The organism is Nocardioides sp. SR21 (assembly GCF_022761125.1).
In the GTDB taxonomy this organism is placed as follows: Bacteria; Actinomycetota; Actinomycetes; order Propionibacteriales; family Nocardioidaceae; genus Nocardioides.
In genome coordinates this window covers 128,618-152,678 of sequence record NZ_JAKWJR010000001.1, presented here as the reverse complement: position 1 = coordinate 152,678, position 24,061 = coordinate 128,618, and the positions used below count along the sequence as shown (strand labels likewise).

At 72.1% G+C, this 24,061-nt stretch carries 24 protein-coding genes; 2 read left to right on the top strand and 22 right to left on the bottom strand.

Going from position 1 to position 24,061, the window contains the following annotated elements:
* Window positions 1-22 precede the first annotated feature (22 nt).
* The 3 genes from MJ604_RS00800 to MJ604_RS00790 are packed head-to-tail and all read right to left on the bottom strand — an operon-like array spanning window position 23 to window position 3,782.
* Window positions 23-1,258, bottom strand: coding sequence for a (Fe-S)-binding protein (locus MJ604_RS00800; RefSeq protein WP_243056375.1), 1,236 nt, complete (start codon window positions 1,256-1,258; stop codon window positions 23-25).
* Window positions 1,258-2,322 carry an FAD-binding oxidoreductase gene (locus MJ604_RS00795; RefSeq protein ID WP_243056374.1) on the bottom strand — a complete coding sequence of 355 codons (1,065 nt, stop codon included), beginning with the start codon at window positions 2,320-2,322 and terminating at the stop codon, window positions 1,258-1,260. Before MJ604_RS00795 ends, MJ604_RS00800 begins: the two co-directional genes overlap by 1 nt.
* Window positions 2,322-3,782, bottom strand: coding sequence for an FAD-linked oxidase C-terminal domain-containing protein (locus MJ604_RS00790; RefSeq protein WP_243056373.1), 1,461 nt, complete (start codon window positions 3,780-3,782; stop codon window positions 2,322-2,324). Before MJ604_RS00790 ends, MJ604_RS00795 begins: the two co-directional genes overlap by 1 nt.
* A gap of 41 nt (window positions 3,783-3,823) precedes the next feature.
* Between MJ604_RS00790 and MJ604_RS00785 the strand changes: the two genes are divergently transcribed.
* Together MJ604_RS00785 and MJ604_RS00780 are read left to right on the top strand one after the other, a co-directional pair.
* Window positions 3,824-4,735, top strand: a complete 912-nt coding sequence (locus MJ604_RS00785) for a metallophosphoesterase (protein WP_243056372.1) — start codon at window positions 3,824-3,826, stop codon at window positions 4,733-4,735.
* The gene (locus MJ604_RS00780; protein WP_243056371.1) at window positions 4,732-5,415 is read left to right on the top strand and encodes a ZIP family metal transporter; all 684 of its coding nucleotides are present in this window, start codon (window positions 4,732-4,734) and stop codon (window positions 5,413-5,415) included. The genes MJ604_RS00785 and MJ604_RS00780 overlap by 4 nt, the downstream gene beginning before the upstream one ends.
* A 170-nt stretch (window positions 5,416-5,585) precedes the next feature.
* Here MJ604_RS00780 and MJ604_RS00775 read toward each other — a convergent pair whose 3' ends face one another.
* The 19 genes from MJ604_RS00775 to cpaB all read right to left on the bottom strand — a co-directional run bounded on the left by MJ604_RS00775 (window position 5,586) and on the right by cpaB (window position 23,819).
* Window positions 5,586-5,885, bottom strand: coding sequence for a metal-sensitive transcriptional regulator (locus tag MJ604_RS00775; protein WP_243056370.1), 300 nt, complete (start codon window positions 5,883-5,885; stop codon window positions 5,586-5,588).
* Between the two features lie 5 nt (window positions 5,886-5,890).
* A complete protein-coding gene (locus MJ604_RS00770; RefSeq protein WP_243056369.1) occupies window positions 5,891-8,122 on the bottom strand; it encodes a cation-translocating P-type ATPase in 2,232 nt (743 codons plus the stop codon).
* A 16-nt stretch (window positions 8,123-8,138) separates the two neighbouring features.
* Window positions 8,139-9,053: a heavy-metal-associated domain-containing protein gene (locus MJ604_RS00765; protein ID WP_243056368.1), complete on the bottom strand. Its 915-nt coding sequence runs from the start codon at window positions 9,051-9,053 to the stop codon at window positions 8,139-8,141.
* Window positions 9,050-9,262, bottom strand: a complete 213-nt coding sequence (locus tag MJ604_RS00760; protein WP_243056367.1) for a heavy-metal-associated domain-containing protein — start codon at window positions 9,260-9,262, stop codon at window positions 9,050-9,052. The genes MJ604_RS00765 and MJ604_RS00760 overlap by 4 nt, the downstream gene beginning before the upstream one ends.
* Before the next feature lie 88 nt (window positions 9,263-9,350).
* Complete coding sequence (locus MJ604_RS00755; RefSeq protein WP_243056366.1) at window positions 9,351-9,725, bottom strand: DUF6069 family protein; 375 nt, start codon at window positions 9,723-9,725, stop codon at window positions 9,351-9,353.
* A complete protein-coding gene (locus MJ604_RS00750; RefSeq protein WP_243056365.1) occupies window positions 9,722-10,654 on the bottom strand; it encodes an RNA polymerase subunit sigma-70 in 933 nt (310 codons plus the stop codon). Before MJ604_RS00750 ends, MJ604_RS00755 begins: the two co-directional genes overlap by 4 nt.
* Before the next feature lie 62 nt (window positions 10,655-10,716).
* Window positions 10,717-11,673 (bottom strand): acyl-ACP desaturase, encoded by a 957-nt coding sequence (locus tag MJ604_RS00745; protein ID WP_243056364.1) that lies wholly within the window; start codon window positions 11,671-11,673, stop codon window positions 10,717-10,719.
* A gap of 44 nt (window positions 11,674-11,717) precedes the next feature.
* Window positions 11,718-12,422: an acyltransferase gene (locus MJ604_RS00740; protein WP_243056363.1), complete on the bottom strand. Its 705-nt coding sequence runs from the start codon at window positions 12,420-12,422 to the stop codon at window positions 11,718-11,720.
* Between the two features lie 23 nt (window positions 12,423-12,445).
* Window positions 12,446-14,893, bottom strand: coding sequence for a TIM-barrel domain-containing protein (locus MJ604_RS00735; RefSeq protein WP_243056362.1), 2,448 nt, complete (start codon window positions 14,891-14,893; stop codon window positions 12,446-12,448).
* Between the two features lie 111 nt (window positions 14,894-15,004).
* Complete coding sequence (locus MJ604_RS00730; RefSeq protein WP_243056361.1) at window positions 15,005-16,411, bottom strand: VWA domain-containing protein; 1,407 nt, start codon at window positions 16,409-16,411, stop codon at window positions 15,005-15,007.
* Window positions 16,408-16,827: a TadE/TadG family type IV pilus assembly protein gene (locus tag MJ604_RS00725; RefSeq protein WP_243056360.1), complete on the bottom strand. Its 420-nt coding sequence runs from the start codon at window positions 16,825-16,827 to the stop codon at window positions 16,408-16,410. The genes MJ604_RS00730 and MJ604_RS00725 overlap by 4 nt, the downstream gene beginning before the upstream one ends.
* Window positions 16,828-16,919: 92 nt before the next feature.
* Entirely contained in the window at window positions 16,920-17,120 is a 201-nt protein-coding gene (locus tag MJ604_RS00720; protein ID WP_243056359.1) for a Flp family type IVb pilin, read from the bottom strand.
* Window positions 17,121-17,351: 231 nt separating this feature from the next.
* Window positions 17,352-17,996, bottom strand: a complete 645-nt coding sequence (locus tag MJ604_RS00715) for a response regulator transcription factor (RefSeq protein WP_243056358.1) — start codon at window positions 17,994-17,996, stop codon at window positions 17,352-17,354.
* Window positions 17,968-18,627, bottom strand: a complete 660-nt coding sequence (locus MJ604_RS00710; protein ID WP_243056357.1) for a sensor histidine kinase — start codon at window positions 18,625-18,627, stop codon at window positions 17,968-17,970. The genes MJ604_RS00715 and MJ604_RS00710 overlap by 29 nt, the downstream gene beginning before the upstream one ends.
* The gene (locus MJ604_RS00705) at window positions 18,627-19,550 is read right to left on the bottom strand and encodes a type II secretion system F family protein (RefSeq protein ID WP_243056356.1); all 924 of its coding nucleotides are present in this window, start codon (window positions 19,548-19,550) and stop codon (window positions 18,627-18,629) included. Before MJ604_RS00705 ends, MJ604_RS00710 begins: the two co-directional genes overlap by 1 nt.
* 1 nt (window position 19,551) lies before the next feature.
* On the bottom strand, window positions 19,552-20,490 hold the full coding sequence (locus MJ604_RS00700) for a type II secretion system F family protein (RefSeq protein WP_243056355.1): 939 nt from the start codon (window positions 20,488-20,490) through the stop codon (window positions 19,552-19,554).
* Window positions 20,487-21,875 (bottom strand): CpaF family protein, encoded by a 1,389-nt coding sequence (locus MJ604_RS00695; protein WP_243056354.1) that lies wholly within the window; start codon window positions 21,873-21,875, stop codon window positions 20,487-20,489. The genes MJ604_RS00700 and MJ604_RS00695 overlap by 4 nt, the downstream gene beginning before the upstream one ends.
* A 1-nt stretch (window position 21,876) precedes the next feature.
* Window positions 21,877-23,046, bottom strand: coding sequence for a P-loop NTPase (locus MJ604_RS00690; RefSeq protein ID WP_243056353.1), 1,170 nt, complete (start codon window positions 23,044-23,046; stop codon window positions 21,877-21,879).
* A complete protein-coding gene (cpaB, locus tag MJ604_RS00685; RefSeq protein ID WP_243056352.1) occupies window positions 23,043-23,819 on the bottom strand; it encodes a Flp pilus assembly protein CpaB in 777 nt (258 codons plus the stop codon). The genes MJ604_RS00690 and cpaB overlap by 4 nt, the downstream gene beginning before the upstream one ends.
* Between the last annotated feature and the right edge of the window lie 242 nt (window positions 23,820-24,061).

Here is a 24,061-nt window from a genome sequence, read left to right as displayed (position 1 = left end):
CCACCGCAGGCGAGTGCGGTCGTCACTCCGCCAGCGCGCTGCCCCGGATGGACGCGTCGAGGATCTCGATGGTGTGCGCCAGACGCATGGGGTGGCCCGAGCGCTCGATCGCGGCGGCGACCTGCATCAGGCAACCGGGGTTGGCGGTGACGAGGACGTCGGCGCCGGTGGCGACGATGTTCGCGGCCTTGCGGTCGCCGAGCTCGCGGGCGGGCTCGGGGTTCAGCACGTTGTAGACCCCGGCCGACCCGCAGCACAGCTCGGCCTCGTCGATCTCGCGCAGCTCGAGCCCGGGGACCCCCGCGAGCAGCCGGCGGGGCTGCGCGCGCACCCCCTGGGCGTGGCCGAGGTGGCAGGCGTCGTGGTACGCCACGGACATCTGGAGCGGATGGCGTTCGGCGACCGGGCCGAGCTCGTCGAGGAGCTCGGCGATGTCGCGGACCTTGTCGCGCAACGGCGCGTCGTACTCCTTCATCGCCGAGCCACAACCAGCCGCGTTGACGACGACGTAGTCGACGTCGGCCGCGGCGAAGGTCTCGACCGTCGCGCGGGCGAAGCCCCTCGCCTCGTCCTCGCGGCCACTGTGCGCGGACAGCGCGCCGCAGCAGCCCTGGGCACGCGGGACCACCACGTCGCAGCCCTCGGCCTGGAGCACCCGGACCGTGGCGGCGTTGACCTCCGGGAAGAGCGCGCCCTGCACGCATCCCGTCAGCAGTCCCACCGTCGCTCGCCGGGTGCCGGTCGCCGCCGCACTCTCGGGCAGCGGCGTCGGCCTGGTGAGCCTCGGCGCCAACCGCTCCATCGCGGCCAGCGACGGCGCGAACCGGTCCAGCAGGCCGGTTCGACGCAGCGCGCGGTCGAGCCCCGTGCGCTGGATCCCGCGCAGCGGACCCCGCAGCAGTCGCAGGCGCTTCGGGTAGGGGAACACCGAGAAGATCAGGCCGCGCAGCGCCCGGTCGCCCGGCGACCGCCGGTGCTCGCGCTCGACCTCGGCGCGGGTGGACTCGATGAGCTTGTCGTACTGCACGCCCGACGGGCACGCGGTCACGCACGCCATGCAGCCCAGGCACGCGTCCCAGTGCCCGACCATCGCGTCGGTCAGCGGCTCGCCGTCGAGGCGCTGCTGCATCAGGTGGATGCGGCCGCGCGGCGAGTCCATCTCCTCGCCCCACAGCACGTAGGTCGGGCACGTCGGCAGGCAGAATCCGCAGTGCACACAGGCATCCACCAGCTCCGCCTTCGATTCCGGGGAGTCCATCAGATGCCTCCCACGAACCGACCGGGCGAGAGTCGCCGCTCCGGGTCGAACTGCTCCTTCACCCGGCGCATCAGGTCCAGTGCGGGCACCGGCCCCCAGACGTCCACCACCTGCTTCACCTCGTCCGGCGCATCGACCACGACGACCGTCCCACCGTGGCGAGCGGCGACCTCCCGCAGGCGGTGGACGTCCTCAGCCCGGTCGGCCACGGCGTACACGACACCGACGCCCGCCGAGCCGCGCACCCGCGGACCGGCCGCGGCCAGCACCTCGCCGAGCCCCGAGATCGCACACGTGACCTTGAGCCCGATCTCCCCGGGCTTCCAGGGATATCTGCCCCACCACGCAGGTGCCACGTCGGAGACCGAGCCGCCGATCAGGTCCCGTACGACGGCCACGCGGGCGGCGACGCCGTCCGGGCGACCGCCGATGAGCACCGACAGCGTCGAGCCGTCGACCTCGACCGCCCACGGCACCGCCTGCGAGTGGATGACGCGCTGCACGAGGGCGTGCGGATCGTCGGTCTCGACGGTCACCCAGCGCTGCACGTCCGGCAGCGGGTGCAGGCGGAACACCGCCTCGGTGATCACCGCGAGGGTGCCGAAGGACCCGACCATGAGCTTGCCGAGGTCGTAGCCGGCGACGTTCTTCACGACCCGTCCCCCGGCCTTCGCGACCACACCGTCCGCGCGCACCACGGTCACGCCGATCAGCAGGTCGCGAGCGGTACCGGCGTGCATCCGCGTCGGGCCGGACGCGTTGGTGGCGAGGACGCCGCCGATCGTCCCGCCGGCCACGGTCTCGTCGAGGGCGAGCCGCTGGCCCGCGCGCCCGACCACCTCCTGCACCGCCGCGAGCGGCGCGCCCGCCTCGACGTGGACGATCAGGTCGCCGGGCTGGTGGTCGATCACCCGGTCCATCGCGCAGAGGTCGAGCAGCACCTCGGGCTCGACCGGCATCCCCCAGGTCAGCTTGGTGCCGCGTCCGGTCGGCACGACCGTGTGTCCGCCACGCAGCACCTCGGCGACGTCTCCGGTGCTCGCCGGGGTCACGACCGTCGGCATCAGAAGATCTCCGCCAGACCGCTGTCCTGCAAGGGATGTGCGCCCTTGTGCTTGCCGGGCACCTCGCCGCAGAGGCGCGGCGTCGGGAACACCTTGCCGGGGTTGGCGATCCCGTCCGGGTCGAACGCGCAGCGCACCAGCTGCATCGTGTCGAGGTCGGCGTCGTCGTACATCCGCGGCATGTGCTTCGCCTTGTCGACCCCGACTCCGTGCTCGCCGGTGATCGAGCCGCCGTGCGCGATGCAGAGGTCGAGGATCGCGCCGCTGAGCTCCTCGGCCGCGGCCCCCTGGCCGGGCACCGACTCGTCGAACAGCACCAGCGGGTGCAGGTTCCCGTCGCCGGCGTGGAAGACGTTCGCGACCCGGATGCCCGAGGACTCCGACAGCGCGGCGATCGCGGCGAGCACCTCCGGCAGCGCGGTCCGCGGGATCACGCCGTCCTGCACGATGTAGTCCGGGCTGACCCGCCCGACCGCGGCGAACGCGGACTTGCGGCCCTTCCAGATCAGCGCGCGGTCGGCCGCGTCCGTGGCGACCCGCTGCTCGAAGGCGCCGTTCTCCCGGCACAGCCGCTCGACCGCGTCGTACTCCGCCGCCACCTCGGCCGCCGGCCCGTCGAGCTCGATCACGAGCACCGCGCCCGCGCCGTCGGGGTAGTTGCACTGCACCGCCTCCTCGGCGGCCGCGATCGCCAGCTCGTCCATCATCTCGATCGCCGCGGGCACGATGCCGGCCGCGATGATCGCGGAGACGGCGGCCCCGGCCGCATCGGTGGACGCGAAGCCGACGAGCAGCGTGCGCACCTCCTCGGGCAGTCGCACCAGCCGCACCGTCACCGACGTGGCGATCCCGAGCGTGCCCTCCGAGCCGACGACCGCCCCGAGCAGGTCGTAGCCCGGGCTGTCCGGCGCCATCCCGCCGAGCCGCACCAGGTCGCCCTGCGGCGTCACGAAGTCCGCGCCGATCACGTGGTGGGAGGTGAAGCCGTACTTCAGGCAGTGCGCGCCGCCGGAGTTCTCGGCGAGGTTGCCGCCGATCGAGCAGATCTGCTGGCTCGACGGGTCCGGCGCGTAGTAGTAGCCGTACGGCGCCGCCGCGCGCGAGACGTCGAGGTTGATCACGCCGGGCTCGACGACGGCGCGCTGGTCCTCGGGCCGCACCTCGACGACCTCGCGGAGCTTCGACGTCACCACCAGCACGCCCTCGGCATGCGGGAGCGCACCACCGGACAGGCCGGTTCCCGAGCCGCGGGCGACGAACGGCACGCGGTGCTCGGCACACGCGCGGACGACGCCCGCGAGCTGCTCGGCGTCCTGGGGGATCACCACCAGGGCGGGCACGACGCGGTAGTGCGCGAGCCCGTCGCACTCGTAGGTGCGCAGCCGCGCGCGGTCGGAGATGACGCCCTCGCCCCGGACCAGCTCCCGGGCTCGTCGCGCGACCTGCTCGACGCCGCTCATTCCCAGAACCTAGCCCCACTTCCGGCTTGTACGGTGACATCGTGCAGTTCGGCCAGTACTCGATCCCCGGTCACGTCATCGCCCACCTGAGCGACCCGCACCTGCTCGCCGACGGGGCGAAGCAGTACGGCGTCGTCGACACCGAGGCCGGACTCGAGCTCGCCCTCGCCCGGCTCGCCCGGCTCGACCCGGCACCCCAGGCCCTGGTGTTCACTGGCGACCTGGCCGACAAGGCCGAGCCGAAGGCCTACGCCCGGCTGCGCGAGATGGTCGAGCCGGCGGCCGCGGCGATGGGGGCCGAGGTCGTCTGGGTGATGGGCAACCACGACGAGCGGGCGACGTACGCCCGTGAGCTGTTCGGCGAGGACGGCGACCGCACCCAGGACCGCATCCACGACATCGACGGTCTGCGCGTGATCGCGATCGACTCCACCGTGCCGGGCTACCACCACGGCGCGCTGAGCGACGAGCAGCTGCAGTGGCTGGCCGGCCTCCTGGCGACCCCCGCGCCGCACGGCACCGTGCTCGCGATGCACCACCCGCCGATCCCGATCCCGATGATGCCCGTCGCCGCGATCATCGAGCTGCACGACCAGCAGCGTCTCGCCGAGGTGCTCGCCGGCTCCGACGTTCGCGCGATCATCGGCGGCCACTTCCACTTCACGTCGCACTCGATGTTCGCCGGCATCCCGGTCTCCGTCGCGTCGGCGACCTGCTACACCGGCGACCCGGCGCCCCTCGAGCGCTTCGTCTCCGGCGTCGACGGCCACCAGGCGGTGAACATGATGCACGTGTACGACGACCGGATCGTGCACACCGTCGTGCCGGTCGAGGACGCCCCCGAGGTCAGCGGCTACCCGTCCGATGTACGCGCGCAGTTCGAGGCGCTCAGCCCGGAGGAGCGGCACGAGCTGGTGTCCAGCAAGACCTCACCGCTGTACGCCGGCGAATGACCGAGGCGCTCCTCTGGGGGTTGATCGCCTCCGGCTCACTCCTCGTCGGACAGGCGCTGGCCGCACCACTCGGGCGCTCCCGGCGCATCGTCGGGCTGATGATGGCCTTCGGCGCCGGCACGCTGATCAGCGCCGTCGGCTACGAGCTCATCCCGGAGGCCAACCTCCATCTCGGCTGGGAGGTCGGCGCTGCCTTCCTCGTCGGCGCGCTCGCCTACTACGTGGGCGCCCGCCTGGTCGACCGCGGCGGCAACTCGGGCACGGCGCTCTTCCTCGGCGCGCTGCTCGACGGGATCCCCGAGTCCTTCATCCTCGGGCTCGGCCTGGCGCTCGGAGGCTCGATCAGTCTCGCCTTCCTCGCTGCCGTCCTGCTCTCCAACATCCCGGAAGGGCTCGCGGGGACCGCCGACATGCGCGAGTCCGGCGTCGGCGAGCGACGGATCACCCTGATGTGGAGCTCGCTGACGATCGTCTGTGGCTTCGCCTCGCTGGCCGGCTACCTCGTGGCCGACACCGGCTCGCACACCGGGGAGATCGCCAGCGCGTTCGCCGGCGGAGCCGTGCTCACCATGTTGGCCGACTCGATGGTGCCCGAGTCCTACGAACGGGCCGGCCGGGTCGCCGGGCTGTTCACGGTGCTCGGGTTCCTCGTCGCCGGCATCCTCAGCGCGGCCCAGTAGGCCGGTCTCGGTGGTGGCCTCCCGCCGGCACGTCCTGGCGCTGTTTCACCATGTGATGCAGGTGAACCTGCACTTCTCATGGCGTGCAGACCGTGAGAAGTGCAGGTTCGTCTGCATCACATGGTGAAACTGCGAACACCAGCAACCCAGCGCCAAAAGGACACGGACCCTCAGGACCGCACGAGCCGCGCGATCGCCTCGGACGCCTCGGTCAGCTTGGCCTCGGCGGCCGGGCCGCCCTCGAGGGCGGCGTCCATGACGCAGTGGCGCAGGTGGTCGTCGAGGAGGCCGAGGGCCACCGACTCCAACGCCTTCGTGAGCGCGCTGACCTGGGTGAGGATGTCGATGCAGTACTTCTCCTCCTCCACCATCCGGTGGATGCCGCGGGCCTGGCCCTCGATGCGCTTGAGGCGGGCGAGGTAGCGGTCCTTGTCGGAGATGTAGCCGTGGTGGCTGTGGGTGTCGGTCATCGGGTTCAGTCTTTCTGCTGAGGGGCGAAGGAGCGGAGACGCAGGCTGTTGCCGACGACGAAGACGCTGGAGAACGCCATCGCGGCGCCGGCCAGCATCGGGTTGAGCAGGCCGAGCGCGGCCAGGGGGATCGCGGCCACGTTGTAGGCGAACGCCCAGAACAGGTTGACCTTGATGGTGCCGAGCGTCCGGCGGGCCAGGCGGATCGCGTCGGCGGCGCTGCGCAGGTCCCCGCGCACCAGCGTGATGTCCGCGGCCTCGATGGCGACGTCGGTGCCGGTGCCCATCGCGAGGCCGAGGTCGGCCTGCGCGAGCGCGGCGGCGTCGTTGACGCCGTCGCCGACCATCGCGACGACCTTGCCCTGCGCCTGCAGGTCGCGTACGACGGCGACCTTGTCCTGCGGCAGGACCTCGGCGATCACCCGGTCGATGCCGACCTCGGCGGCGATCTGCTCCGCCACGGCCCGGTTGTCGCCGGTCAGCAGGACCGGGGTCAGGCCCAGCGCCTTCAGCTGGGCGACCGCCTCACGGCTGGTCGGCTTCACCCGGTCGGCGACGACGAGCACGCCACGGGCGGCGCCGTCCCAGCCGACCGCGACGGCGGTCCGGCCCTGCGCCTCGGCGGCGGCCTTGGCGCGCGACAGGTCGGCGTCCAGGTGCTGCGACCACTCGGCCAGCAGCGAGTCACGGCCGACGAGCACCGCGTGCCCCTCGACGATGCCCTGGACGCCGTTGCCCTCGACGTTGGCGAAGTCCTCCGGCGTGGGCAGCGGCCCGGCCTCCTCGATGGCGCCGCGCGCGATCGCCCGGGCGATCGGGTGCTCCGACGCCGCCTCGAGCGCACCCGCCAGCCGGAGCAGCTCACCCCGGTCGACCCCGGCGGCCGTGACCACCTCGACCAGCGTCATCGTGCCGGTCGTGACGGTCCCGGTCTTGTCGAGCACGACGGTGTCGACCGCGCGGGTGGACTCCAGCACCTCGGGACCCTTGATGAGGACGCCGAGCTGGGCGCCGCGACCGGTGCCGACCAGCAGCGCGGTCGGCGTGGCCAGGCCCAGGGCGCAGGGGCAGGCGATGATGAGGACGGCGACCGCGGCGGTGAACGCGGCGGCTGCCGGGAACCCGGCGCCGAGCCAGGCACCCAGGGTGCCGACCGCGATCGCGATGACGATCGGGACGAACACGCCCGCGACCCGGTCGGCGAGGCGCTGCACCTGCGCCTTGCCGGACTGGGCGTCCTCGACGAGCCGGGCCATCTGGGCGAGCTGGGTGTCGGAGCCGACCCGCGTCGCGCGGACGACCAGCCGGCCGCCGGCGTTCACGGTCCCGCCGGTGACGGCGTCGCCCACGCCGACCTCGACCGGGACGGACTCCCCGGTGAGCATCGAGGCGTCCACCGCCGACGTACCCGTCACCACGACGCCGTCGGTGGCGATCTTCTCGCCGGGACGTACGACGAACTCGTCGCCGGCCCTCAGGTCCGCCGTGGGGATGCGGGTCTCGATGCCGTCGCGCAGCACGGCGACGTCCTTGGCGCCGAGCTCGAGCAGCGCCCGCAGCGCCGCGCCGGCCCGCCGCTTGGACCGCTTCTCGAAGTAGCGGCCGGCCAGCAGGAACATCGTCACGCCGGCGGCGACCTCGAAGTAGATGTTCGAGGCGCCGTCGGTCGGGCTGACGGTCAGCTCGAACGGGTGGGTCATGCCGGGCTCGCCGGCGGTGCCGAGGAACAGGGCGTACAGCGACCAGGCGAACGCCGAGAGCGTGCCGAGGGACACCAGCGTGTCCATGGTGGCCGCGCCGTGGCGCAGGTTGGTCCACGCGGCCCGGTGGAACGGCCAGGCCGCCCACAGCACGACCGGGGCGGCCATCGTCAGCGACGCCCACTGCCAGTACTCGAACTGCAGCGCCGGGACCATCGCCATCGCGATCACCGGCACGGCGAGCACGATGGAGCCGATCAGCCGTTGCCGCAGCGCGACCAGCTCGGCGTCCGGGCGCTCCTCACCGGACTCGGCGTCGGGAGCGGAGGGCAGCGTGGCGGTGTAGCCGGCCTTGGCGACCTCGGCGATCAGGGCCTCGGCGTCGACACCGTCCGCGTGGACCTGCGCCTTCTCGGTCGCGTAGTTGACCGTCGCGGTGACGCCGTCGAGCTTGTTCAGCTTCTTCTCGATCCGCATCGCGCAGGAGGCGCAGGTCATGCCGCCGATCTCGAGCTCGATGACCGGGGTCGTGTTCATGGTTCCTCCTCCGCGATCAGTGGGCGTGGGCGTCGACGACGAACGGGGCGCTGTGCACCTGGCCGTCGACCTGGAAGTCCAGGTAGAGCAGGTAGCGGCCCGGCGTGGGCGCCTCGGCCAGGAACGAGATCTCCGGGCCGGAGGTCTCGCCGGCGGCGGGCTCGTCGCCCTCGGGGTGGACGTGGAGATAGGCGAGGTCGCCCTCGCGCAGCGCCACCAGGTGACCGAAGGCACCGAGGTACGGCTGCAGCGTGGTGACCGGCTCGCCGCCCCTGCTCACGGACAGCGTCAGCTGCGAGCTCTCCCCGACGGCCAGGTCGCCGACGAGCTCGACGGTGAACCCGTCGACCGTCGCGACGTCCGCCGGGACGGGCACCACGGGCGCGAACGGGCCGGCGACGTCGACGGTGCGGGTCAGCGTGACCGGGTCGCCCTCGCCCTCGCCGCCCGGGACGAAGTCGGCGTACACCCGATAGGTGCCGGCGGCAGCCCACTCCCACGGCAGCGACCAGGTGCCGTCCGCCGCCATCGTCGGGTGCACGTGGCGGAAGCGGCTCCCGTCGGTGCGGACGACGATGAGGTGCAGCTCCTTGTCGTGCTCGGTGGCGAAGCTCGTCAACGCCTCGCCGTGCGCGTCGTGGATCCGGAACGAGAGCGTCCCGCTCTCGTCGACCTCGTCAGGAGCGGCGACCGGGGTGAGCAGGTAGCCGTCCTGGGCGCTGCTGACGCCGCGGACCGCGGTCGGAGCCGCAGGGGCGTGCGCGTCGCCGTGACCGCCGGCGCCCTCCGCACCCATGTCGTGGCCCTCGGCCTCCTGGGTCCAGCTGTCGACGGTGCTCTGCGGTACGACGGCGCCGGCTGCCGCGAAGGCGCCGACGAAGAGCACGGCCAGCCCCGCGCCGTACAACCCGAGCCGGGCAGGCGTGTTCATCGCGTTCGCACCGCCTGGTAGCCCGCCTCGTCGACCGCGGCGAGGACGGCGGCGTCGTCGACAGGCTCGGCCGAGGTGATGACGAGCGCGCCGGTCTCGAAGCTGACCTCGATCGACTGCACGCCGGGGATCTCGCCGACCTCCTCGCGGACCGACATCTCGCAGTGGCCGCACGTCATGCCGGTGACCTGGTACTCGCTCGTGCTCATCGTGGGCTCCTTCGCTGTCGTCATCCGAATATACCCATGGGGGGTACCGGTAACAACACCGTATACCCCCCATGGGTATTCCACAACGTCAGGCTCGCAGCCCTCGCGCGAGGTTCGGGATCATCACCCCCGCCGCGACGAGGTGGAGACCGATCAGCGTGAGCGTCGTGGCAGCGTCCGCGCCGTACAGCAGTGGCGGGACCAGCGACAGCGCGGTCAGCGTCACCGAGAGCCACACGAAGAGCGCGACCGGACGGGCGCTCCAGCGCCGGAGCACGACCGCGAGGACGACGCCGACGAGGGAGAAGAACCCGGTGACGGTGGCGATCCCGGACACCGGGATCGTCTCGCCGCCGTCCACCTCGAGGTCGACACCGGCGGCGCGGGCGAGCGCGGCGAGGACCGTGGTGCACAGCACCGCTGCGAGCGTGGCGACCACGCCACGCAGCACGAGCGCCTTCACGACGTGGCCGGCAGTCGCTCCGGGAGGCCGAGCCGTGGGAACTGGTCGTCGGAGAAGGTCGTGATCTCGGCGATCTCCCCGCCGCTGATGCGCAGGACGTCGAGCGTCAGCGGCAGGTAGGCGCCCGCCGCCTCCCGCCACAGGTAGAAGGCGACGGCCGGCTGCCGGTTCACGGACGTGGGTACGCCGCGCAGCCCGGTGATCTCGGGGAAGCCGTCCTGCACCCAGTCGGCGACGACGGCGTCGCGACCCAGCCGCACCCCCGGGGTCGGCGGCATCGAGGCGCGCACGTCGTCGCGCAGCATCGCCGCGAGGGTGTCGATGTCCGTGGCCACGGTGGCGTCGGTGAAGCGGCGCACCAGCTCGCGGGTGCCGGCGTCCTCGTCACCACCGCTCCAGTCCTGGCGCTCGGCGGGCAGGTGCTCGCGCATCCCGGCGCGGGCGCGCTGGAGCGCGCTGTTGACGGAGTTCACGGAGTCGCCGAGCAGCTCGGCGACGTCCTTGGCCGGCCAGCCGACGACGTCGCGCAGGAGCAGCGCGGCCCGCGGCCGCGGGGCCAGGTGCTGGACGGCGACGACGTACGCGAGCTCGATCGTCTCGCGCGCCGACGCGAGGACCTCCGGGTCGTCGAGCAGCTGGTCGGGGTACGGCTGCAGCCACCGCACCTCACCGCCGGCAGCGGGCTCCGGCCGCTTCTTCGCGAGCGCGTCCAGGCAGGCGTTCGTGGCGATCCGGTAGAGCCAGGCGCGGAACGTCGAGCGCCCTTCGAAGGTCTCCCGCCGGCGCCAGGCCCGCAGGTAGGTCTCCTGCACGGCATCCTCGGCGTCGTCGAACGACCCGAGCATCCGGTAGCAGTGCACGTGCAGCTCACGCCGGTGCCGCTCGGCCAGCCCCGAGAACTCCTGCTCGTCGATCTCCACGATCGTCATCTCGTCTTCCCTCTCGTCGTCGTTCCCGTCATCCATGTGACGGGTACCGGCGCGAGAACTCATCACGAGGCGACGATGTCCGGCGTCCTGCCGTCGGCGCGGGCGGCGTCGCGGGCGCGGTTCTCCGCGCGCCGGTCGACGAACCTCGTGGCCTGCTGGTCGAGCGCCTCGAGGAAGGCGCCGAGCTCCTCGCGGGCCCGCTCGCCCTCGGGCCCAAGGCCGGAGCGGTCGAACACGTCCCAGTGCCGCAGGACCGGCATGATCACGTCGTCGTGGTGCAGCCGCAGGTCGTAGATCCCGGCCTTCGCGATGATCATCGAGTTGCGCCGGAAGCCCGCCATCGTGGCGCCGGGCATCTCGAAGCCGATCACCTCGTCCGCGATCGCGCGCATCGTCGCGTCGGGCGCGATCTCGAGCGCCGCCGCGACGATGTTGCGGTAGAAGACCATGTGCAGGTTCTCGTCCTTGGAGATCCGCGCCAGCATCCGGTCCGCGATCGGGTCGTTGGTGACCTTGCCGGTGTTGCGGTGGGACACCCGCGTCGCGAGCTCCTGGAACGACACGTACGTCACCGCCTCGAGCGCGGTCTTGTCTCCCGAGTCGTAGCCCGAGGTCATGTAGTCCATCCGGGCCCGCTCGAGCTCGACCGGGTCGACGCCGCGGGTGACCACGAGGTAGTCGCGCATCGCGATGCCGTGCCGGTTCTCCTCCGCCGTCCACCGGCCGACCCAGGTGCCCCAGGCGCCGTCGCGGCCGAACCGGGTCGCGATCTCGCGGTGGTACGACGGCAGGTTGTCCTCGGTGAGCAGGTTGGTGAACATCGCGGCCTTGGCCGTCTCCGAGAGCTGGGACTGCTCGGGGTCCCAGTCCTCGCCGCCGAGCATCGCGAAGTCGCGGCCCTGGCTCCACGGGACGTAGTCGTGCGGATGCCACTCCTGCGCCATCGAGAGGTGCCGGTCGAGGTTCTCGGCCACGACGGGCTCGAGCTCCTCCAGCAGGTTGGGCGGCGTCGTGGTCACGGTCAGCTCCCTCGGTCGGTGGCCCCCACTGGGAGGCTAGCGCGCTACGCCGTGGCGATGGTGTCCTCGGGCTCGTCGAAGAGCCCGCCGAAGTGCCCGGACGTGATCGGGCGTACGTCGCCGCGGGTGCCGACCCAGCCCACACCGGGCTCGTAGCGGCGGATCAGCTTGGCGGGCGCGCCCCCGACGACACTGTGGTCCTCGTGGTCACCGCGGACCACGGATCCGGCCGCGACCACGACGTTCCGCCCGATGTTCGCGCCGGGCAGGATGATCGCGCCGTGCCCGATCCAGGAGCCCGAGCCGATCCGGACCGGCAGGTGCGCGCCGAACTGCTCGCCGATCGGCAGGTTCGGGTCCTGGTAGCCGTGGCCGGAGTCGGTGACGAACACGTCCTGGCCGAACCACACGTCGTCGCCGATCTCGATCGAGACGTGGGCGACGATCGTGATCCGCGCGCCGAGCACCGTGCGGTCGCCGATCACCAGGCCACGCTCGGGCAGGTCCTGCTGCGTCGGGCCGTAGCCCACCGACAGCGACGCCTGCCGCCCGACCAGCACGTCCTCGCCGAGGTGGATGGCGCGCGTCCCCATCAGCGTGGCGGCCGGGAAGCCGAGGCTGCTGCCCCGGCCGAAGCTGCCGAACTTCTCGGCCTCACGCGTGCCCGGCACGACCTCGCCGGCCCTGCTCGCCCAGCGCCAGCCGGCGAGCAGGGCCCGGTTGGCCAGCCGCTTCGACAGGTTCCTCACGGGTCGGACCCTAGCGGTTGCCGCTAGCGACAGGCGGTCACCTCGAGAACGCCGTCCGCGCCGAGGGCGGCGCTGAGCGTCAGCACCCGCGTCCTCGCGTCGTACGCGAACGACACCTTCCTCCCGTCCGCCTCGACCCGGCACGGCTCCCACGACGGCGCGAGGCCGGTCAGGGTCGCCTGGAGGTCATAGGTCCGGGCCTGCGCGCCGTCGAGACGCAGGGTCCACGCCGCGCGCTTCACCTGCGACCTGAGCGTCTCGTCCGGCCCGAGCGTGCCGCGCGACGTCCCGGCCACCGGGGCGGCCAGGAGGGTACGGCGGTCCGCCGCGTCGGTCAGGCTCTCGACGTCGGTGCCGTCGCCGTACTCGCTCAGCGTGTCGACGGTCCGCGGCAGCATCGGGACGACGGCGCCGCCGCGGAGGAACAGCGGGATGGTGTCGAGCGGCGCCTGCGCGACGACCGTGCGCTCGCCGCCGATCATCTTCGCCTTCTTGAGCGTGAACCTGCCGGTGTCCTTGAGGTTCCAGGCGCCGGCCAGCTCGAGCCACTTCCCCCGCGGCAGGTAGACCTTGCGCATCGGGGTCAGCTGGGTGGTCACCGGCGCGACCAGCAGGTCGCTGCCGAACAGGTACTCGTCGTCGGCCGCGGCGGCCTTCCGGTCGCCCGGGTGCACCAGCGCGAGGTGCCGCATCAGCGGCAGGCCCGAGCGCTCGTAGGCGTCCTGGCTGCCGGCGATGTAGGGGTAGAGCATCGTGCGCAGGCGGGTGTACGTCTTCCAGACGGGCTCGACCTCGGGGTCACTGACCAGCGGCTTGGTCGGCCCGACGTACTGGATGCCGCCCGACTGCAGGCGCATCACGCCGGTGAACGCGCCGTACTGGATCCAGCGGTTGAGCAGCTCGGGCGTGAGGTACGGGTCGCCGGGCAGCGTCATGAACCCGCCGATGTCCGGGCCCCACGTCGTCACGCCGGACGTGCCCATGGTGATGCCCTGGGTCACCGACGAGGTGAGGCCGTCGAAGCCCCAGCCGGTGGTCGGGTCGCCGCCCCACACGATCGAGGACTCCTTGACCGCATCGGTCCAGCCGGAGCGCTGGAAGCGCAGCAGCGGGCGCGGCGCGGACTCCTCGAAGTCGCGGGCGGTCGCGTGGTACTGCTCGACGTAGCGGTTGTGCATCGCCGGGCCGGGCGTGCCGTCGGCGGAGATGACGTCGTCCGGCGTGTACTCGCCGAAGTCCTCCATCCAGCCGTCGTACCCGTCGTCGACGGACTCCTGGAGCAGCTGCTTGAAGAGGGCCTGTCCGGACGCGGCCGAGAAGTCGATCTGCGAGACCTCGAAGTGGCTGGCGGTGTTGTACGGGTACTGCAGCACCGAGCCGTCGGCCGCGCGGGTGAACGCGTTCGTCTCCAGGCCCTGGTCGTAGACCGGCTGGTAGTTCTGGCACACCATCGGGTTGAAGTACGTCGTCACCGCGACGCCGCGCTCGTGCAGGGCCGCGGTGAGCGCGCGCTCGCGCTCGGTGTCCTGCGAGCCGCACGGCAGGTAGTGCACGTAGGTCTGGGCCACCGAGACGGCGACACCGCGGTCGCGCTGGTCGTCGATCTGGGCGACGGCGTCACCGCGCGGCTGGAACCAGGCGCCGTACACGGAGGCGGTGTCCAGCATCGGCTGGCGGCCGATGGCCGCGGTCATCCGGGCGAGCGCGCGAGCCGGGGTGGGCCCGCCGAAGACGCGCAGGTCGAGCTCGTCGGACTCGACCGCGAAGCGGTTGACCGTGCGATGCTCGGGGGTCGCCAGGTCGAACGTGCTGTCCTCGTCGTTGTCGACGAGCACGCCGTACCCGGCCGTGGAGAGCACCCACGGGATCGGGTAGTACGTCGAGTCGGGGCGCTTGCCGAGACCGGGCTCCGGCACGAAGGTGCGCACGATCTCGGCCTGGGTCTCGGTGTACGGACCGTCCATGACCCGGTTCAGCACGCTCTTGCCGCGGTGGTCGACGGCGTCGGAGCGCTCGCCGAGGCCGAGGTACCGCTCGCCGCCGGGCGCCTTCAGGTCGAGCGAGACGCCGGTGACGCCGTCGCCGTGACCGGCCACCTGCACCGCGAAGACGCCGTCGCCGTCGGGGGTGACGCTGACGGTCGCGGTCAACGCGGGGTCGGGCGTGCCGAGCTCGACGACGCCGCCGTCGACCGAGACCACGTGGTCGGCGAGCACCCTGCCCGCGGCGGTCTCGAGGCCGATCGCCTCGTGGGCGACCGAGGCGACGACCGTCCCGGTCCTGTCGGAGAAGCGGACCGACCAGTCGCCGCCGACCGGGGCGGTGACGACCGCCTCCAGGTCGCCGGCGGTGCTGACGATCGGGGCCTGCGACGGGGACGCGGGGGCGGCGGAGCTGAGCGGAGCGGCCGCGAGGAGGCCGCCGGTCAGGGGTGCGACGGCGAGGCTCGCGAGCAGGAGGCGGTTGCGCATGGCGGGATGGTCGCACGCGCTGCGTGATGGTCGTCACCTTTTGGACGACATTTGACCGTTTTTACTTTCGCTCGGGGAGTCGCGTGCTGGTGGCGCACGCCGCCGACGCTGTCACGGGAGCCGGATCAGCCGCGTGGACTGCACGATGGCGGAGGCGGCGGTCTGGAAGATCGGCTCGAGGGCGCTCGGCGTCGGGGTGCAGAAGAAGAAGTCCCCGTCGGCGTTCTCGCCGTTCTGCTCCGCCGTGGTGTTGCAACCCGGCCCTGCTCCGCCGCCGTCGTCCTTGCTCGGAGTGCCGTTCGGCAGCGGGGACGCCATCGCGGCCAGCCGCTCGGTGACCAGGGCGCTGGAGCCGCCGTTGCAGCGCACGTCCTGGAGGCGGAACGCGATGGTCACGACCAGGATGCCGGCGTTCTTCGCAGTCGTGGCCTCGGTGACCGCGTTGTTGCACGCCGTGGCGCCGTTGCTGCTCCACGGGTAACCGCCGCCTGGGCTGGTGCCCTCGTTGGGCTCGCCATCGGTCATGAAGATCATCGCCTTCCGCACCGGCGCCGGTCGGACGGTCGCCCCGGTCAGCAGCTCACGGGCGGCTCGCAGTGGCGCCGCGAGATAGGTGCCCGTGGACGACGACCTGTTGCCGATGCAGTCGACGGCGCGGGCGAGCGGGTCGGTCGGGCTCAGGGCCGGCGGGTTGCTCGGCGGGCTGACGTCGGTGTTGTCGTACGTGCTGCTGAACCCGACCGGGACCCAGGGCCCCGACGTCTCAGATGCGCTGGGGTCGCTCATGCACGAGGCAGGCGCGGTGCTGGAGCTGCGGCCGATCGTGCCGAGTGCGACCCGGTGCTGGGCCGGGGTGAGGTACTCGAGCAGGCCCTTCATCGCGTCCTCGAGGTTGGCGATGGCGCCGCCCATGCTCCCGGTGCGGTCTCCGACGACGACCATGTCGATCGGGTTCGCCGGGATCGAGCCGCAGGCGCCCTTGCAGGCGACGGAGGTCAACGTGCCGGTGTCGCCCTCGTTGATGCCGACCACGGGCGCGAGCACGTACGGAACGTCCTTCTCGTCGCGGGCGCGGAGCGTGTTGCACTGGTCGCCCTGCTCCGGCACGCACGGGATCGCGCAGATCCTGCTGTTGCAGGACAGGCCGGGGTAGGAACCCGCGGTGTACGGCGCCGGGCCCGGGTTGCAGCTGAGCGGGATGTGCGTCGCATCCACGACGTACGTCGCGCCCGAGGCCTTCGCGCCGACGACGCAGAAGAAGTCGATCGTGGGCGTGGCGGTCGGGTCGTTGCGGGCGGCGTTGGCGAGCGCGGCCGCGCGGGCACCGGCTCCGTCTGTCGGGAGCTTTCCGGCACCCGTCTGGGCCGCCATGTCGAGGGTGTCGTGGAGCTCCTGCTTCTCGTTGACGAGCTGGGCCACGTCGACGGCCAGCGCGGAGAACCCGAACAGCGCCACCGCCACGATCGCGGAGAGGACGGCGATGCCGCCCCGCTCGTCCTTGACCCGTCGCCTGCTCATTCGATCCTCATCTCCGCGGTCTTGCTGAGGGTCTTGCCGTCCGGGTCGAACAGGCTCCCGATCGGGGTGATCCAGTCGTGCTGGACCTTCACCGTCACGATCACGGTGTCGCCCGGCGCCGCCGACGCGAGCGAGCACGCGCCGCCCGCCGCATTGCGGCAGCTGACGGTCACGATCGGGGTCCCGCTCCCGGAGTACGACGCCAGGGCCTCGGCCTGGATCGCCGCGGCGTTCGCGTTGAGGCTGCCCTCGCGGGCACCCTCCCGGGCTGCGTTGTTGACCATCACGTCGTTGTTGATCGCCCACCCGAAGTCGATCGCTCCGAACACCAGCGTCACGAACGGCAGGACGACCAGCGCGAACTCGACGGCAGCAGCGCCACCCTCGTCGCGTCGGCGGTTCAGTCGGACCTTCATGACGTGCTCCCCTCACGGTGATGGTCAGAACGACCGACGGGCCGGCGCCGCACCCCCATGGCGGCACCGGCCCATCGGCGGCTGGAGATCGGTCAGATCTTGGCGTTGACGTCCAGGAAGGCCTGGTGGATGTTCTGGCCGAGCAGCACGACCGTCGCGACGATGACGGCCGCGATGAGGGCGACCAGCAGGCCGTACTCGACCGCGGTCGCGCCGCGCTCGCCGCGCTCGGCCTGCTTGGCCTTGAGGTCGTTGACGAACATCAGGGTCATGAACTGGAGCTTCTCGATCATCGGACTTTCCCTTCTCACGGTGACCGGTGACCGGTCCGTTCGAGCTCCCCTGTGGAGCTCTTCCTGACATCAATGCTCCGGCTTCTCGCCGGCCTGTCGTCACGACCTCCGTCTACTGCGGCATGGTCATTTCGGGCTATCCGGTGGGCGCGGACGGGTGGTCCCGGCCCGGCGGAAATGCCGACGAGCCGCGGGTCCCGACGGGACCCGCGGCTCGCGGTGGGAGGTCGATCAGCCGGCGATGGGGACCGGCGCCATGAGCAGGCCGAGGCGCAGGCCGGCCGCGAGGGCCTCGGTCCGGCTGGTGACGCCGAGCTTGCGGTACAGCTGGCCCAGGTGGAGCTTGACCGTCGACTCCGCGAGGAACAGCGTGCGCGCGATCTCGGCGGTGCGCAGCCCCTCCGCGACCAGCCTCAGCACGTCCAGCTCGCGGTCCGACAGCCGGGTCGTGGTGGTCTCCGCGCGGCGCATCAGAGCGCCGGCCAGGCCGGTGCACAGGAAGCTGCGAGGCGACCTGATCGCGTGGCGCGCGGCACCCACGACCTCCTCGCAACGGGACTCCTTGCCGAGGAACGCCGAGGCCCCCGCCTGCAGCGCCGCGAAGACCTGAGGGTCACCGGCGTGCAGCGTGAGGACCACGACGCCGGCGGTGTCGCTGTCCGCGCGCACGGCGCGGACGACCTCGAGGCCGCTGCCGTCGGGCAGCTGGAGATCGGTGAGGACGACGTCGGGCCGGAGCACGGTCCACCGGGACAGCGCCTCCTTCACGGTGGCGGCCTGGCCGACCACCTCGAACCCGCCGGCGCGCTCGAACGCGCGGACGAGTCCCTGTCGGACGAGATCATGGTCATCGACGAGCAACACACGGACGGTCATGGCCGTCTCCTTCCGGAGTGAGTGCGGTCCGGACCCCGGGAACGCGCAGGCGCACGAGCGTCCCCCCATCGCGCCGAGGTCCGATCTCGAGGTCCGCCCCGATCCGTTCGGCACGTTCCCCCATGCCGGACAGCCCGAAGTGGCCCTCGCGCGGAGCGACGCGCCCGATCCCGTCGTCCTCGACCACCAGCAGGAGCTGGTGGACGTCAGTGGTGAGCCCGACCCAGACGTTGATCGCGCGGGCGTGCTGGTGCACGTTGGCGATCGCCTCCTGGGCGACTCGGAGCACCTCGCGCTCGACCTCGGCGGGCCATCGCGGGCCGCGCTCGTCGAGCCGGAGGTGGATGCGGAGACCCGAGCGCCGGCGTACCTCGTCCGCGTACGCCGACAGGGAGGCCGAGAGCGTCCCCTGAGGACCACGCAGATCGGTGAGCGCCTCGCGCAGTTCCACCGCGGCCCGGCCGACCTCGTCGCGCAGGCTCACCAGGCCCTCGCGCAGCGGCCCCTCGCCGACCAGCGCGGCGACCTCGTCGACCAGGTAGCCGAGCAGCACGAGGTGCTGACCGACCCCGTCGTGGAGCTCGCGGGCGACCCGGCGGCGCTCCTCGGCGACGGCGTCGATCGCGCTCATCAGAAGACCTCCACGATCGTGAGGGCAGCGGGGCCGAGCACGATGAGGAAGAGGCACGGCAGGATGCACAGGACCAGCGGGATCATGATCTTCACCGGCACCTGCTGGGCCTTCTCCTCGGCCGCCTGCCGACGCCGCACCCGCATCTCCTGGCTCTGGATCCGCAGCACCCGGCCGATCGGGACACCGAGCTGGTCGGCCTGCACCATCGCCTGGCAGAACGCGCGCAGCTCCTTGATCGTGCTGCGCTCCCCCATCGCCCGCATCGCGTCCATGCGGCCCACGCCGAGCTGCATCTCCTGCAGCACCCGGGCGAACTCCTGGGCCAGCGGGCCGGTGGTGTTGCGCGCCACCTTCATGACCGCCGCATCGAAGCCGAGACCGGCCTCGACCGAGATCGTCAGCAGGTCGAGCGCATCCGGAAGAGCGCGACGCATCTCGGCCTCCCGCTTCTCACCGGCGTTGTAGAGCAGCAGGTCGGGCAGCACGAAGCCGAGAGCACCGATCCCCGCTGCGACGCTGAGCACCCGGACGGGCCCGTAGCCCTCGGCCAGGCCGAGGAGCAGGGTCAGCCCGCCGAGGCACCCGAGGCCGACGACCTTGAGGCCGAGGAGCCGCTCGGCGTCCCAGCCGGCGGGGTTGCCCGCGATGTCGAGCCGGCGCTGCAGGCGCGCCTCGGCGCCGGAGCGCGAGAGCCTGCGACCGAGGCTCGCGTAGCGGACGGCGTACGGCACGAGCACGCGGCGTACGAACGACTCGTCCACGACGACGTCGTCGCTCACGGTGCCCAGGGCCTGGATGGCGGCGAGCGACGAGGCGGCGCCCCGGCGCTCCGGGGTGAGGACCCCGATCGCGGACAGGGCCAGCGCGGCACCGGCGAAGACCAGCAGCCCGCCGACGAGGAGCAGGAACGTGGGAGACATCTCAGACCTCCACCTTGACGATCCGAGACATGAGGAAGGAGCCACCCGCCAGGAGGATCGCGGCGGTCGTGAGCATCAGACCACCCACGAGCTCGGTGTAGAGCGGGCGGACGAACTCGCGGTTGGCGACCAGCAGGTACAGGAACATCCCGACCGGCAGGGCGCCGAGGATGTACGCCGAGAGTCGCCCCTCGGCGCTGAGGGTGCGGACCTGGCGGCGGACGTACTCGCGCTCGCGCAGCGTGTCGGCGACGGTCATCAGGACCTCGGACAGGTTGCCACCGACCTCGCGCTGGATGCGGATCGCCATCACGACCCAGGCGAAGTCGACGCTGCCCATCCGGGCGGCGATCCCGTCGAGCGCGTCGTCGAGGTTGACGCCGAGCCGCTGCTCGACCAGGGCCCGGCGCAGCTCGCCGGCGATCGGCTCCTGCCCGTCACGGACCACGGTGTCGACCGCCTGCCCGACCGTGAGACCGGCCGAGAGGCTGTTCGCGATCATCGTGAGGGTGTCGGGCAGCTGGCTGGCGAACGCCGCGAGCCGCCGGTGGTGCTTCACCCGCAGGAAGACGAGAGGGCCGACGACTCCACCGGCCAGGAGCATCACGGCCAGCAGGGGACCACCGAACACCGCGCCGAGCACGGTGAGTGCCACAGTGATGCCGGCCTGCAGCAGGATGAACTCGGCCGGCCGCAGGCTGAGGCCGGCACCGACGAGCCGGCGGGCGAGCCGGGCCTCGAGGTCCCGGGGTACGACGGTGCCCGCGATGGTCGTCGCGGTGCCACGGACCCCCGGTCGCTGGACGGCTTCGCCGAAGTACGTCGCGAGCCTGCGGTCGGCTGCCGGGGCCGGCCGGCCGAGGAGCAGGACGACCATCGCGACGGCGATGCCGACGCCGACCGCGAGCGCGCCGAGGAGCACCGGCAGCGGGGTGGTCATGCCGCCACCTCGTCGCGGAAGACGGCGGGATCGACGTGGACGTTGCGGTCCGCCAGCCGGTCCAGGAGGCGAGGGCGCAGGCCGGTCGGGCGGAGCCGCCCGCGGGCCGCGCCGCGGTCGTCGTACCCGGCCGCGAAGTCGAAGAGGAAGACGTCCTGGAGGGTGATGACGTCGCCCTCCATCCCGACGACCTCGGTGATCGCGACGACCTTGCGGCTGCCGTCCTTGAGACGGACCTGCTGGACGACCAGGTCGATGGCGCTGGCGGACTGCTCCCGGATGGCGCGCACCGGCAGCTCCATCCCGGCCATCATCACCATGGTCTCGACCCGGGAGAGGGCGTCGCGCGGAGAGTTGGCGTGCACCGTGGACAGCGAGCCGTCGTGCCCGGTGTTCATCGCCTGCAGCATGTCCAGCGCAGCGGCGTCGCGGATCTCGCCGACGACGATGCGGTCGGGTCGCATCCGCAGCGTGTTGCGCACGAGGTCGCGGATCGTGACGGCGCCGCGCCCCTCGATGTTCGCCGGCCGGGACTCCAGCCGCAGGACGTGCTCCTGGCCGAGCCGGAGCTCGGCGGCGTCCTCGACGGTCACGATCCGCTCGTCGGCGTCGATGAAGGACGACAGCACGTTGAGCGTCGTCGTCTTCCCCGCCCCGGTGCCGCCGGAGACCAGGATGTTCATCCGGCCGCGCACGCAGGCGGACAGCAGGTCGACGGCCTCGGGCGTGAGCGTGCCGGTCTCCACCAGCGACTGCGCCGTCAGGGCCTCCGCGGCGAACTTGCGGATGGTCAGCATCGAGCCGTCCAGCGCCAGCGGCGGGATGACGGCGTTCACCCGGCTCCCGTCGGGGAGGCGAGCGTCGACCATCGGGCTGGTCTCGTCGACGCGGCGCCCGACCCGGGCGACGATCTTGTCGATGGTGCGGCGCAGGTGGGCCTCGTCGTTGAACGCCGCGTCGACCCGCAGCAGCCGGCCGGCGCGCTCGACGAAGATGTCCTTCGCGCCGTTCACCATCACCTCGGAGAGCTCCGGGTCGCGCAGGTAGGGCTCGAGCGGTCCGTAGCCGAGGATGTCGTCGGCGATCTCCTGGCTGATCCGGGTGCGGTCGGACGCCGACATCGGCTGGTCGGACCCGGCCATGGCCGACTGCAGGGCGGTCCGCACGAGCTGTTCCAGCTCGGCCTGCGTCTTGGTCGCGTCGTACAGCTGCGGCCCCAGGTCGCTGACGAGCTGGGCGTGGACGAGGCGCTTGAGGTCGCCGAACGGGTCGCGCTGGAGGTGCCGGCCGCCGTTGGCCGCCGGCGCCGACCGGTCGTCGGACGTCGACGGCTCGCCGCGGTCACGCTGCTGGTGGGCCTCGATCAGCCGGTTCGACAGTGCCATCTCACGCCGCCTTCCGCCCGCGCCCGACGCGGCGGAGGCGACCGCGCTCCGGCGTACGGCCGGGAAGCGCGACGTCCAGCGACAGCTGGTTCGCGAGCGAGACGATCGCCTTGCTGGCCGGGTGCCCGCCGTTCGACCGGACGAGCGGTACGCCGCGGTTGACCGAGACCAGGACGTCGCGGCTGGACGGGATGGTCACCGTCGCCGCGATGCCGAGGGTCTGCTCCACCTCCTCGACCGACAGCCCCACGCGGGGGTCGGCCCGGTTGACGGCGAGCCGCCAGAGGTCGCGCGGGTAGTTGAGGAGGTCCAGGGTGCCGACCGCGAGCTTGAGGTTCTTCAACGACGGCATGTCGAGCGTGCCGATCAGCACCAGCAGGTCGCTGCGGTCGAACGCCTGGAGCGCGTAGTCGTCGAACGAACCGGAGGTGTCGACCACGACCGCGTCGTACATGCCCTTGAGCTGGTCGAGGACCGGGCCGATCGCGGCGACCTCGACCGTGGCGCCGAGGTGGATCGGGGCGGGGAGGACCGACAGCCCGGGCGAGTGCACGGTCGTGAGCGACTCGAGGGCGCTGGTGTCCAGGTTGCCCCGGAACCGGTGCAGGTCGGCCAGCGTGTGCTGGGGCGTGAGCGACAGCATCAGCGAGTCCGACCCGCCCTCGATGTCGAGGTCGACCAGGCAGACCCGGTGCCCGAGGTCGGCGAGGGCGGCGCTGAGGTTCGTGGAGAGGAAGCTCTTGCCGACGCCGCCCTTGGCGGAGAACACGGTCAGCAGACCGCCGGGCACCCGCTCCGCGGACTCGTCGGCAGCGATCATCGCACGGGCCACCGCCTGCGCCCGCCGGACGGCGTGGCTCAGGGCGGCCGGGTCGTCGATGGAGACGACCTCTCGGACACCGGCGCGCATGGCGCGCGGCAGGATGTCGCGGTCGACCACCGTGCGGACCAGGACCACGCCGAGTGCCGGGCGCTCGACCCGGAGCCTCTCGGCGATGCCCACGGCATCCTCGACCGACATCGACGGGCCGACCACCAGGGTCTGCTCGGCGGGGTCCTTGTCGAGATGCCCGGCGAGCCGGTCGGCGGAGCCCAGGAGCGACACGGCGCCGGGCACGGCCTGCCGGATCTTCTCGGCGACGTCCTGGTCGGGCTCGATGATCGTGGTCATGACACACCTCGGAGGATCTCGGGAGCGATGTCCCCCGCCGTGACGCCCGGTCGGTCGACGACCCGGGTCTTGTCCGTGCGGAGGGCGAAGGTGAGGTCGCCGTTGCGGGAGGCGTAGATGACCTCCTCGGCCTGGGCCTGGTTCACGGCGATCGTGAGGATCGTGCGGGGGACCTCCTGCGTGGTCTCGGTCCCGTCGTCCTCGGTCGTGGTGCGCGAGGTGACCGACGTCGTACCGACGCCGAGGACCTGGACCTTGGGCAGCATCAACCGGGTCAGCGGTGCGAGCTTCCGGGTGGTGCCGTCCTTCAGGTACAGCTCCGGGTCACCGGACATGAAGATCGCGACCCACGAACCCGGTTGCACGAAGCCGGCGACCCGCTCCGGGTCGGTGAGCTCGACGCTGATCGCCATCAGCTCGTCCGGGATGCCGAGCACCTCCTCGGACCCGGGGTCGCCGAACTGGGCGGCGATGAGCTGCTGCCCGGGGTAGATGCGGCCGATGGCCACCAGGCCGTCGAGCCCGTCGGTCGACGTCAACGCCTGGGCGGACAGGTCGTCCTGTGCGACCTCGCGCTCGTCGAACTTGCCGGCGTCGATCGCGTGCTGGACCGTCTCGCCCGGCTCGACGGACTCGGTCGCGACGAGGACGGTGACGCGTTCCTGCCCGTCGGCCGCCCGGGCATCGGCGCCCTGGACGTAGACCACCAGCATCGTGGCCCCGAGAGCCGCAGTGACGATGGCGACGAGCAGGAGGAGGGATCGTCTGGCCATGATGGTGTCTCCTTCTCTCGGGTCGATGGAGGTGCATGGGAAGGTTGGCGCCGCCGATTCGGCACGAACCGAACCCCTCCGATCACGTCCCCAAAAGTGGGGAAACGGCCTGTCACCCCCTAGACGTGGCGCTAGACCACCATCTCTAGACCACCTCGGGTCAGCGACGGAGCGCCCGGTGCGTGATGCCGCCGGCCCGGCTCCGTCACAGCGAACGTCGACGACCGGCGATCACGTCCGAG